We start from the raw sequence: 11,182 nt of genomic DNA, 5'->3' as shown, positions 1-11,182 counted from the left end.
CCTTTAGCTCTATAAACCATTGCCATTCCATCGCCGGTTGCAATAACTGGATTTGTAGTACTGGAATAGATATGTCCGGCACCTCCAGAAGCCATGATAGTCACATTTGCCAATATCTTTTCCACATCGTTAAGTTCTGTGTTAAAGGCATATATGCCGTAACAGTTGATATCTTCAGTACTCTTGTCAACGTGTATTCCCAGATGATGCTGGGTGATCAGCTCCAGGCAAAAGTAATGTGTTAATATCTCGATATTTTCATTCTGGTGAATTTGCTTTAGTAATACACTCTCTATTTCATATCCAGTGACATCCTTATAGTGTAAAACTCTGTGTTCAGAATGGCCACCCTCCTTTGCAAGGTCATACACACCTGTTTGATTTTTATCAAAGTTTATCCCGTAGTCTATAATCTCCTGTATGCGCTGAGGACCTTCCTTCACAACTATTTCCACAATTTCCTCATCGCACAAGCCATCTCCTGCCACCAATGTATCTGAAATATGTTTTTCAAAAGAATCATCTTTATCTACAACTACAGCTACTCCACCCTGTGCATACTTAGTATTAGATTCATCCTCATTAGACTTCGTAACAATTAAAACCTTACCATACTTCGCAGCCTTTAATGCAAAGCTCAAGCCCGCTATTCCCGATCCAATAACTAAAAAATCAACTTTTCTCATTAATATTATATTGATATTCAATTAATTACAAACAATATTCAATAGAATGGTCCTTAAAATGGCTAAATTCATACACTTGTTAACAACCACTATAGAATTGTTAACTTTATGTCTAAACAATTAGAACAAATATTTTTGAATGTTTAAAGCTAAGGTAAAAAGGCTATTTGACACAATATTTTAAGTTATTTTTAAGCTGATTTTCATAGTTTATTAACTTTTTACCCCCTACCTAATAATACACATATTTACATTGATAAGTTTTTAAGTCTATTAATATCTTGCTGTAAATCAGCCAATATTTAGAATGAAAATGTAATCTTAATGTTAGTAAATTATTAATAACTCAGATAATCGTATTAAAACAGGAAATTTGTACACAATACCAACACACTAATAAACAATAGAAATCTATTTATATAAATTAATTATTATTTATTGAAGTGTGGAAACAGCGTACCTTTATGCAAGATTCAAACTCATAACAGAAACTGATGATGGACACTTTAACGGAATTGAATAAAAAAGGTTTTATAGACGAAAAGATCGATCCAACACTAGATCTTTTTGTCGAAATAGAAAAATTAAAAAAGGAAAAAAATGCGATAATACTTGCTCACTATTATCAGGAGCCTGATATTCAGGATATTGCTGATTACATAGGCGATAGCCTGGGTCTGTCGCAAGAGGCAGCAAAGACTGAGGCAGATGTAATCGTATTTGCTGGCGTGCATTTTATGGCTGAAACGGCTAAAATCCTCTCACCCGGTAAAAAAGTATTATTGCCAGATTTTAAAGCAGGCTGTTCACTTGCAGACAGCTGTCCGCCTCACCTGTTCAGGAAGTTTAAAGAAAAATATCCTGATCATGTAGTCATCACTTATGTCAATTGTACGGCTGAATTAAAAGCATTAAGTGATATCGTTTGCACCTCAACAAATGCGGTACAAATTGTAGAAAGCCTGCCTAAAGATACCAAGATTATTTTTGGACCTGACAAAAATCTAGGGGCATGGGTTGCAAAGAAAACTGGTAGGGACCTTGTATTGTGGAACGGTGCATGTATGGTTCATGAAATTTTCTCCAGGGAAAAAATAACCAAATTGAAAGAGCGTCATCCCGATGCCAAATTTATTGCCCATCCGGAATGTGAGGAAGCGGTGTTGAAAATGGCAGATTACATAGGATCAACTACGGGATTGCTGAAGTATACAATGAATAGTGATGCCAATGAATTTATAGTGGCGACTGAAAGTGGGATTATTCATCAAATGGAAAAAGAAAATCCAGGTAAAACATTCATACCGGCTCCGCCAAATAACAGTTGTGCTTGTAATGATTGCCCATACATGAAAAGAAATACTCTGGAAAAACTCTATTTATGTATGAAAAATGGATTACCGGAAGTTACGGTACCTGCCGATATCATTGTAAGCGCACGAAAACCTATAGAAAGAATGCTGCAAATTTCAGCCAGCCTGGGATTATAAAAAAATAAATATGTTTGAAAATAAAGAGCGTACAGATATTGCTGAACTGGGAGAGTTTGGATTGATCAAACACCTGACTGAAAATTTTAAGATCAGACATGAGAGTAGTATCAGGGGTGTTGGAGATGATGCAGCTGTACTGGATTTTACAGGTAAGCAAGTGTTGATATCGACAGATCTGTTGTTGGAAGGGATACATTTCGATCTTGCGTATGTACCACTCATACATTTGGGTTATAAGGCTGTGCAAGTCAATCTAAGCGATATTTATGCGATGAATGGTATAGCGACCCAAATCACTGTTTCTATTGGCTTATCGAGTAAATTTCCACTGGAAGCGGTGGAAGAAATTTACAAAGGAATTGAGCGGGCTTGTAATAAATTTAACATTGACCTGATAGGTGGAGATACCTCAACCAGCAAGCAGGGTTTGATACTCAGTGTAACGAGTATAGGATATGCGGAGAAGAAAGATGTTACCTATAGAAATGGAGCCGGGGAAGGGGATCTGATCTGTGTGTCAGGAGATCTTGGCGGAGCATACGTAGGGCTTCAGATATTAGAAAGGGAGAAGTTGATATACCTGGAAAATCCCAATATTCAACCTGATCTGGAGGGAAAAGATTACATCATTGAAAGACAGCTTAAGCCGGAAGGCAGACGGGATATTGTAGATCTTCTGGCTCAGATGGAAATCATACCTACTTCTATGATCGATGTATCGGATGGCCTGGCTTCAGAAATATTACACATTTGTCAGCAGTCTGAAAAGGGGTGTACTTTGTATGAAGAAAAAATACCTATTGATCCGTTAACATATGAAACTGCACGTGAACTTGGCCTGGATCCTACAGTGTGTGCGTTGAGTGGCGGAGAAGATTATGAGTTGTTGTTTACCATCAGGCAATCTGATTATACCAAGCTTAAAAATGATGTGGATATCAGTGTGATCGGGCATATCACGGAAAAGAATTCAGGGTGTAACATGGTATCTAAATCCAATGTCGTGCATGAATTGAAGGCTCAGGGTTGGAGTGCCTTTAATAAAGGGTAGTTTATTCAATATCAGAATCTAAAAATTTGGTGTCAATTTGCTTTGTTGCTTTGGCACCTAATTTTTTTATACGTTCTGAGGTGTTTGATAAGTTTCCGGCTCCAGTGGAAAGTTTATTCAAAGCCTTGTCATAGGCATCCTGACTTTGTTTGATATTCTTTCCAATACTCTCCATATCAGTCAAAAAGCCAACAAATTTATCGTACATGCTTCCGCTTAATCTTGCTATTTCCAATACATTTCTCTTCTGCCTTTCCTGCTTCCAGATGCTGGAGATGGTTCGCAAGGTGGCAAGTAATGTGGAAGGACTTACAATCACGACCTTCCTGTCCCAGGCAAAATTAAATAATTCGGCATCCTGTTGCACGGCAATGCCAAAAGAAGACTCAATGGGAATAAAAAGCATTACAAAATCCGGCGAATTGATTTGGTAGAGGTCATGGTAATTTTTCCCGGAAAGGCTTTGTATATGCGTTTTAATAGAGAGGATATGATGTTTAAGATGTACTTCACGGTCTTCGTCATGATCTGCACTTACCAGACGTTCATAAGCCACCAGGGAAACCTTGGCATCTACAATGATGTGTTTGTCATCAGGAAGGTCTATGATCACGTCAGGCTGAAATCTGCTCCCGTCAGTATTTATTAAATTTGCCTGTATCCTGTATTCCCGGTCTCTTACCAGTCCTGATCTTTCCAGAATACGCTCTAATATGACCTCGCCCCAATTTCCTTGTTTCTTACTGTCTCCCTTTAGCGCTTTGGTCAGGTTGTTTGCATCCTGCTGTATCTGTTTGCTTTGAGACATGAGCTCAGAAATTACACCTTTCAGTACATTTCTTTCATCAGATTCAGATTTATAGACCTTCTCAACCTTCTCCTCAAAAGCTTTTATGTTTTCTTTCAGCGGATTTAAAATAATATCCATATGAGCTTTATTGTGTTCGGTAAATTTGGCTGATTTTTCTTCGAGGAGTTTATTGGCAATATTTTCAAATTCTACCTTGAATCGCTGCTGCAATTCTGCGATATATAGTTCCTGTTGTGCTTGTTTTTCTCGCTGTGCCAGTAAATTTTCTTCTGATTTTATGACTTTATCACGTTCATTCATATGATTTATACGCAGATCGTTAAGTTCATTCTGCAATTTTAACTTATCCTCCTTTAGTATGTTGAAGGTTTTTAAACCTATAAATATTACTAAAATTATGATCAATAAGGTGATAGCCGCTACTTCCATTACTAATATTTTTATAACCGAAAATTAGTAATTTTTAGAGGAATCTAATATATCTCTGTCAAATAGTTTTTTATTGACGGCTATTTATAAAAAAAGGGAACACTTTTTGAGTTGTAGATTATACCGATGAAAGAATACTTAAAAGCTCATTGAAAAACATACGTTTACGACTATGGGAATATATTTTATATTGATCATACCTGTTCTGATCCTAAGTGTATTTGTGCAGTGGAGGTTTAGAAACAAATTTTCAGAGTATGCAGAAATGCAGTTAAATTCAGGATTTTCCGGAAAAGAGGTGGCAGAGAAAATGTTGCGTGACAGTGGAATCTTTGATGTAAAGGTAATGAGTACTGATGTGCAGTTATCAGACCATTACAATCCAGAAGAAAAAACGGTTAACCTCAGTACAGATGTTTATTACGGCAGAAGTGTGGCTGCAGCGGCTGTTGCCGCTCATGAATGCGGACATGCAGTTCAACAGGCAAGATCTTATCATTGGCTCAATCTGAGGAGCAGTATGGTACCGGTAGTGAGTATAACCTCAAATTTACTGCAATGGGTACTTATTGTAGGAGTAATGCTCATCGCTTTCACCTTTAATCCGATAGTCCTGGCTATTGGTGTTGCTGGCCTCACTTTGATCACATTCTTTAGTATAATTACCCTTCCGGTAGAATTTGATGCAAGCAGACGTGCATTAATATGGTTAAAAAACAATAGGGAAGTGCTTTATACTTCTGAAGAACATAGACAGGCCAAAGATGCACTTTGGTGGGCAGCGTTAACTTATGTCGTAGCCGCACTTGGCGCGATGACGAACCTTATTTATTACCTTTCTGTTTTATTTGGAAGAAACAGGAATTAAAGAATATTTAATTTAGCCTGTAAGGAACAATCAGCTCAAATTGGGGAATATCCACAACAAAATCGGAATCATCAGCAAGACGCTGCATTAAATAATTTCCGCGCATACTGCCCATGTCTGTTGTAAGCTGGCAGCCTGAAACATAAGAATGCATATCTCCGGGCTGTAAAATGGGCTGTTGTCCTACCACTCCTTCGCCTTCCACTTCTCTCAGGATCCCATTTGAATCGAAAATAAACCACTGACGCCTTTTCAGCTGGATGGTATAATCTGTCAAATTTTCTATATTAATGCGGTAGGCGAACATAAAATGCTCGTTTTCAGGATTAGAATATTCATCCTGATAAGTAGTCTCTACTGATATCTTAACACCCTGTGTGATCGCTGTAACCATTGCAACATTATTTAAGAATTGCTTTTCAAAAATCAAGCCATTTCACCAATGGGTGATATGTTGTGATATTTGTCTGCCACTTCGTCCAGAATACTATGGATAGTGTCTATATTATCTTCTTTGACCAGCAGCATTCTGTAAGGTTTAAAATCGGGCAGGCCCTTAAAATAGTTTGCATAATGGCGTCTCATTTCAAATATACCAACTTTAGGACCTTTCCATGCAATAGATTTTTCAAAATGTGTACGGCATACAGATACGCGTTCTTCAACACTGGGACCCGCTAGTATTTGACCCGTTTTAAAAAAATGCCTGATCTCCCGAAAAATCCAGGGGTACCCTATAGCTGCCCTGCCGATCATAATTCCGTCTATTTCATATTCCAGTCTCCAGTCAGCTGCTTTTTGTATGCTGTCCACGTCTCCATTGCCGAATATTGGTATTTTTATTCTCGGATTGCGTTTGATCTCCCTGATTAGGGTCCAGTCGGCCTCACCCTTATACAATTGTGCTCTTGTCCTGCCATGAATGGTGAGGGCTTGTATTCCGATGTCCTGGAGCCGCTCGGCGACCTCCTCTACATTTTTGGTGTTATCATCCCAGCCCAGGCGGGTTTTTACCGTAACGGGCAGATGAGTAGCGTTCACAACCGCCTTGGTCATTTCCACCATTTTGTCAACATCTTGTAATAATGCTGATCCGGCACCACGACACGCGACTTGTTTTACCGGACAACCGTAGTTGATGTCCATCAGATCAGGACCGGCCTGCGTCGCTATTTCTGTTGCTTCGCGCATGTGGTCTATTTCACTTCCAAATATCTGGATACCTATAGGACGCTCATATTCAAATATATCCAGCTTGGCACGGCTTTTTGCCGCATCTCTGATGAGCCCTTCTGATGATATAAATTCGGTGTACATCATGTCTACTCCGCTTTGCTTGCATACAAAACGGAAGGGCGGGTCACTCACGTCCTCCATCGGGGCGAGCAATAAAGGAAACTCACCCAGATCAATATTTCCTATCTTTACAGACATTTATTTATCTTCAAACCAAAATTTCAAAGTACAAAGGTACAATAAATCAAAATAATGAGTTTCATACAAAAACCAAGGGAAGAAAATAGTCCTTATTTACAGTTGCTGATGCTTGTGGGCTATGCTTTGCTCGGCGTAATTGTATTTACGATCATTGCAATGATCATCATAATGGCAATGTATGGAATGAAAGCGGTTACCGATCCTTATGTGCTTTCCGGAGCTGAGCCAAAGTATTTGCCGGCCCTTCAGACCATGCTGATCGCTACATCGTTAGGACTCTTTCTTTGTCCGGCCATTTTATTACCCCTTACTGAGGGCAAAACACCGGGCAAATTTTACAGCTTTAAAAAGCCCGACCTGAAAATACTGGGATTGGTCTTGGTTGTTATGCTGGTCTCTATGCCATTTATGGAATGGGTCATGCTGACTAACCAAAAACTGGTACTGCCAGATTTTCTAAAAGGTTTAGAACATTGGATCAGAAGAAAAGAAGACGAGACGATGCAAATTACCCTTCTTTTATTAAAAATGGCCGGCACGAAAGAACTTGTAGTGAATCTTTTTATGATCGCTCTTGTCCCGGCCGTTTCCGAAGAACTGATGTTCAGGGGCGGGATACAACGTACACTGGGAAGAGTTTTCAAAAACCCGCATGTAGCCATTTGGTTGTCCGCCGCAGTATTTAGCGCTATTCATGTTCAATTTTACGGCTTTTTACCCCGGATGCTCCTGGGGGCAGGATTTGGATATGTTTACCTCTGGAGCGGAAGCTTATGGTATTCGATGCTTGGCCATTTTATCAACAATGCCTATGCTGTATGTGTTGCATTTTATATGCAAAAACACAATATGGATATTTCCAAAATGGATAGTGTCCCGCAGTTTGCATGGTACGGCTACCTGATCAGTTTTGTCCTGACCATTCTGGTGTTTCAAATTTTAAAAAAACAAACCACTAATCTTTCATGAAGACCAGAGCCATTACCGCATTCTTTTTTACCATTGTCATGCTGAGCTCCATCTTTTTGGGAGGCTATACTTTTACCGCATTTTATTTGGTGCTGAGTATCGCAGCATTGCTGGAATTTTTCAAACTGATCAAAACATCTGGTATCAGACCCCATAGAAATATCGCGGTAGGGGTGGCTGCTCTGATTTTTTTGATGACCGCCGGATATCATTATCTGCAGTTTGAGACCAAATATATGCTGCTGATCGTACCGCTCATTTTCTCAGTATTCATCAGCGAGCTGTACAAGAAGGATAAAATCCCTTTTGCCAATATTTCTTACACCTTTATCGGCTTTGTATATGTGACCGTGCCTTTTTGTTTTTTCTATTCATTGGGCTTTATCCTTAACACTTATTCCTATAATTTCCATTTACCGCTTTCGTTCCTGCTGATGCTTTGGGCAAGTGATACGGGCGCCTATCTTTTTGGATCTAAATTTGGAAAAACCAGGCTGTTTGAACGCCATTCTCCTAAAAAATCATGGGAAGGTTTTTTTGGCGGTATGCTGACCTGCGTATTGGTGGCTTATTTTACTTCCATATATTTTACTGAGATCGGTTTTATGGTTTGGGCAGGGATGGCCGTATTGATCGTATGTTTCGGCACATTAGGCGATCTGGTAGAGTCAATGCTGAAACGGAGCCTGGATGTTAAGGATTCGGGCTCTTTTCTGCCGGGGCATGGCGGCTTGCTGGACCGTTTTGACGGCTTGCTCATTGGTGCTCCGGTGGTGTATGCCTACTTGTACCTGATTCTTCATTAATATATGAGTGCTGAGTTTCTATAACCCTTAGACAGATTATCATACCAATCTATGTAAGATTTACCTCCGGAAACAGCCCATTCAGCAAAGTGCAGATAGGCCTGGGCGATGTCTTTCCCTTCAATTGGATATTCGAATCTGCCAGCAGGAATGCTTATTGCAAATGGTAATCCTGACTTAGTCAGGTAATACCTTCCGGCGGAAAGATTTGTGTCGTCATCATTCTCGCCGAAAAGACGCTTATCTGCAAGCTGAGTGGGGGCCTTGCCGGCCAGGTGAACTTCATGTCTGGATTGACCAGCCATATAGAATAAAAAAGGGTTAAAATCAGTGCCAAAACTTTCAAATAAGGGTCCCTTGAGTACATTGAATTTGACGGTATAAGATTTGGACTCACTCTGAACCGCGCCCGGCACTGTATTTTGATTGGCCATTTCTTTGTGCATATTGGTAAATAAGACAATCACTGCCTTCGTTTGAACATCTTCTAAGTCCCCGCCCTCCAGTTTATCGACACTTAGACGGTCTAGCGGAAACTCAACTGCAAAACCGTTGTTAATTGATCCCCCGGTTGCGTGTAATTTAAACTTTCCGATCACCTGGACCACGATATTTTTGGCATTGGTAACAACGGTATAGTTGTAAGTGATAACTAAATCGTTCAGATCAAAATCCCCTTTTACGGGCCACTGATCTTCAAACCCAATCGTAGATCCCGATCCTGTTGAAGAATAGTTGTTGAAAGCTTTGGTTGCATCATCGGGATAATCGTCCATTATATCAGGAATGCCGTCTGTGTCGCGATCCTGAACTTCTTCAGAAACCGCAAAAGCGGTGTTTGTGTCCATAGTAACCGCGGCATTTAATGCAAACAGCCTGCCAGTGGTTATTGCGCCTGTCGTCATAGTAATGCTCGCCGTGGCAATAATATTTCCAGTAAAATTGGTATACGTACCGATTGTTGCAGATGAACCAATTTGCCAAAAAACATTTGGTCCTTTTCCACCGCTTTTCATGATTACCTTAGAATAACTCGCAGTGGTCAGCGTTGATCCAATCTTGAAGATAAAAACAGCATTAGGATCACCGGTGTCATCAAGGGTTAGCGTTGCGTTTAGCTGTGCAGAAGAGTCGAAACTATAGATCCCTGGTTTTAAGATGAGTGCACCAGCAGTTTCCCCAAGCACCTTGCCGGTGAGGTTATTGCCGGCGGGTACCGGTTGACTCGTGATGTTTTTGAAAACAGCGGCGGCGCTAGCCTGTGCCGCACCAGCAATTGATGCTGCGCCTGAATAAATTGCACCTTCTTTTACAAAGGCTGGTGGAAAACCCGTAACGGCAGTGCCCGGACTGACACCAACATTACCTGTAATCACAGTCGGCCCAGTGGATGTTACGGTGGCTGCACCCAGAACGGCAAAGCTTTGGGCGGCGCCAAAAGAAGGTGCGGTCTGGGCGGTCGATGTATAAGAAGATGCCGAACAAAAAAGCACGGTGATCATGAAAAAGCCTAAAGATCTCATAAAAATGAATTTTAAAAATGAATGAATTATGAACCAAAAACGATGTCGAGATCTGCAGTGCCCGCCTCAATCGTTCTTGTATTCATTGTCTTATCTGGAGCCATGCAGACAATGTATAGCTCATTAATCTGGTTCGACAGATAAATTTTACTTCTAAATCTGGTTATTGAGGTTAAGGAACCTTTAGACATCAGTTTTCCGCCCGAGGCAGGATTTGCAGAATAGATCGTCACCATATATAATTTCCCGGCAAATTTGTTTTCGGAAATACTAATGTTGATATTTATATTTCTCGAATTCTCCCAGTTAAATCCTTTTGGGGCCGCAATTTCACTGGTGATTTTTGCTGGTATTTCAGGTGAATCAACCATTTCTTGTTTTTTGCAGGATAAGAAAATCATTAAAGAAACAGACGCAATTGTAAGTACTTTTTTTATCATAGTGGACTAGGGTTGAATTGGTGAGGTAATACCTAAAGCATTAAACAATTCTGTATCCACTATTCAATATATTGATTTACAACGTGTTGTGGAATTCGGGAATATAATTTCGGCCGATATTGGGGAACTATATCTCTAATGTACCCAGAAAATAACTAAAATGAGAGACCATTTTGTTTTTGAAAAAAACTTTAAGTTTAACTAACTCTGTTTTTTGTTTTCTGAGCGGGGCCGCGTTCCCTGTTTGCTAACCAAAGATTTATGAAAAAGGAACTTGATTAATTATTGGAGTATCGGTACCTTCATTTACTAAATCAATAATATGGCAGCACTTATTACAGGGATAGGCGGCGTTTTTTTTCGTTCCAGAAATCCGGAATCACTTGGCGCATGGTATGAAAAACATTTCGGCATCAACTCAATGGGAAGTGGATATATCTGGAATCAGGAGGCGGGACCTACTGTATTTTCTCCTTTTGCCGAAGACACGGATTATTTTGGTAATAGCGGCCAGCAGTTCATGCTCAATTTTCGTGTTCTTGATCTTGAGGGCTTGCTTGCAGAACTAAAAGCTGAAAACGTCCTGATTGATGAGAAAAGAATGAATGAAAGTTATGGTAAATTTGCCTGGGTATATGATCCCGAGGGGAATAAGATCGAACTATGGGA

Annotated in this window: 12 protein-coding genes; 6 read left to right on the top strand and 6 right to left on the bottom strand. The window is 40.0% G+C overall.

What is annotated here, in order from left to right; genetic code table 11:
- The coding region (locus tag VK541_RS22625; protein ID WP_324372837.1) for an FAD-dependent oxidoreductase at positions 1 to 686 on the bottom strand (686 nt) is incomplete at its 3' end.
- Positions 687 to 1,183: 497 nt separating this feature from the next.
- Here VK541_RS22625 and nadA point away from each other — a divergent pair.
- Together nadA and thiL are read left to right on the top strand one after the other, a co-directional pair.
- The gene (nadA, locus tag VK541_RS22620; protein ID WP_324372838.1) at positions 1,184 to 2,176 is read left to right on the top strand and encodes a quinolinate synthase NadA; all 993 of its coding nucleotides are present in this window, start codon (positions 1,184 to 1,186) and stop codon (positions 2,174 to 2,176) included.
- Positions 2,177 to 2,186: 10 nt separating this feature from the next.
- Positions 2,187 to 3,230, top strand: a complete 1,044-nt coding sequence (gene thiL / locus VK541_RS22615; RefSeq protein WP_324372836.1) for a thiamine-phosphate kinase — start codon at positions 2,187 to 2,189, stop codon at positions 3,228 to 3,230.
- Position 3,231: 1 nt separating this feature from the next.
- On the opposite strand, the gene VK541_RS22610 is transcribed toward thiL, so the two are convergent.
- Positions 3,232 to 4,470, bottom strand: coding sequence for a DNA recombination protein RmuC (locus tag VK541_RS22610; protein WP_324372835.1), 1,239 nt, complete (start codon positions 4,468 to 4,470; stop codon positions 3,232 to 3,234).
- Between the two features lie 172 nt (positions 4,471 to 4,642).
- Here VK541_RS22610 and VK541_RS22605 point away from each other — a divergent pair, with 172 nt between their 5' ends.
- Entirely contained in the window at positions 4,643 to 5,338 is a 696-nt protein-coding gene (locus tag VK541_RS22605; protein WP_324372833.1) for a zinc metallopeptidase, read from the top strand.
- Positions 5,339 to 5,345: 7 nt separating this feature from the next.
- Here VK541_RS22605 and apaG read toward each other — a convergent pair whose 3' ends face one another.
- Both apaG and dusB read right to left on the bottom strand, forming a co-directional pair.
- Positions 5,346 to 5,732, bottom strand: coding sequence for a Co2+/Mg2+ efflux protein ApaG (gene apaG, locus VK541_RS22600; RefSeq protein ID WP_324372832.1), 387 nt, complete (start codon positions 5,730 to 5,732; stop codon positions 5,346 to 5,348).
- A 32-nt stretch (positions 5,733 to 5,764) separates the two neighbouring features.
- Positions 5,765 to 6,772, bottom strand: a complete 1,008-nt coding sequence (gene dusB / locus VK541_RS22595; RefSeq protein WP_324372830.1) for a tRNA dihydrouridine synthase DusB — start codon at positions 6,770 to 6,772, stop codon at positions 5,765 to 5,767.
- A gap of 54 nt (positions 6,773 to 6,826) precedes the next feature.
- On the opposite strand from dusB, the gene VK541_RS22590 reads away from it, so the two are divergent.
- A complete protein-coding gene (locus VK541_RS22590; RefSeq protein ID WP_324372829.1) occupies positions 6,827 to 7,744 on the top strand; it encodes a CPBP family intramembrane glutamic endopeptidase in 918 nt (305 codons plus the stop codon).
- The gene (locus tag VK541_RS22585; protein ID WP_324372827.1) at positions 7,741 to 8,550 is read left to right on the top strand and encodes a phosphatidate cytidylyltransferase; all 810 of its coding nucleotides are present in this window, start codon (positions 7,741 to 7,743) and stop codon (positions 8,548 to 8,550) included. The genes VK541_RS22590 and VK541_RS22585 overlap by 4 nt, the downstream gene beginning before the upstream one ends.
- Here the strand turns inward: VK541_RS22585 and VK541_RS22580 are convergent.
- Complete coding sequence (locus tag VK541_RS22580) at positions 8,547 to 10,073, bottom strand: LruC domain-containing protein (RefSeq protein ID WP_324372826.1); 1,527 nt, start codon at positions 10,071 to 10,073, stop codon at positions 8,547 to 8,549. The genes VK541_RS22585 and VK541_RS22580 overlap by 4 nt on opposite strands.
- 26 nt (positions 10,074 to 10,099) lie before the next feature.
- Positions 10,100 to 10,513 (bottom strand): hypothetical protein, encoded by a 414-nt coding sequence (locus VK541_RS22575; protein WP_324372824.1) that lies wholly within the window; start codon positions 10,511 to 10,513, stop codon positions 10,100 to 10,102.
- Between the two features lie 322 nt (positions 10,514 to 10,835).
- Between VK541_RS22575 and VK541_RS22570 the strand changes: the two genes are divergently transcribed.
- Positions 10,836 to 11,182 (top strand): VOC family protein (locus VK541_RS22570; protein WP_324372823.1); only part of this gene is annotated, 347 nt, incomplete at its 3' end.

The organism is Pedobacter sp. (assembly GCF_035317785.1).
Classification (GTDB): domain Bacteria; phylum Bacteroidota; class Bacteroidia; order Sphingobacteriales; family Sphingobacteriaceae; genus Pedobacter.
The sequence above is the reverse complement of the archived record's forward strand: the minus strand, read 5'-3'. Positions and strand labels throughout refer to the sequence as shown.

Bases quoted from the DNA above. Each gene is read 5' to 3' on its own strand.
- nadA (WP_324372838.1), top strand. From the start codon at position 1,184: ATGGACACTTTAACGGAATTGAATAAAAAAGGTTTTATAGACGAAAAG.
- thiL (WP_324372836.1), top strand. From the start codon at position 2,187: ATGTTTGAAAATAAAGAGCGTACAGATATTGCTGAACTGGGAGAGTTT.
- VK541_RS22610 (WP_324372835.1), bottom strand. From the start codon at position 4,470: ATGGAAGTAGCGGCTATCACCTTATTGATCATAATTTTAGTAATATTT.
- VK541_RS22605 (WP_324372833.1), top strand. From the start codon at position 4,643: ATGGGAATATATTTTATATTGATCATACCTGTTCTGATCCTAAGTGTA.
- apaG (WP_324372832.1), bottom strand. From the start codon at position 5,732: ATGGTTACAGCGATCACACAGGGTGTTAAGATATCAGTAGAGACTACT.
- dusB (WP_324372830.1), bottom strand. From the start codon at position 6,772: ATGTCTGTAAAGATAGGAAATATTGATCTGGGTGAGTTTCCTTTATTG.
- VK541_RS22590 (WP_324372829.1), top strand. From the start codon at position 6,827: ATGAGTTTCATACAAAAACCAAGGGAAGAAAATAGTCCTTATTTACAG.
- VK541_RS22585 (WP_324372827.1), top strand. From the start codon at position 7,741: ATGAAGACCAGAGCCATTACCGCATTCTTTTTTACCATTGTCATGCTG.
- VK541_RS22580 (WP_324372826.1), bottom strand. From the start codon at position 10,073: ATGAGATCTTTAGGCTTTTTCATGATCACCGTGCTTTTTTGTTCGGCA.
- VK541_RS22575 (WP_324372824.1), bottom strand. From the start codon at position 10,513: ATGATAAAAAAAGTACTTACAATTGCGTCTGTTTCTTTAATGATTTTC.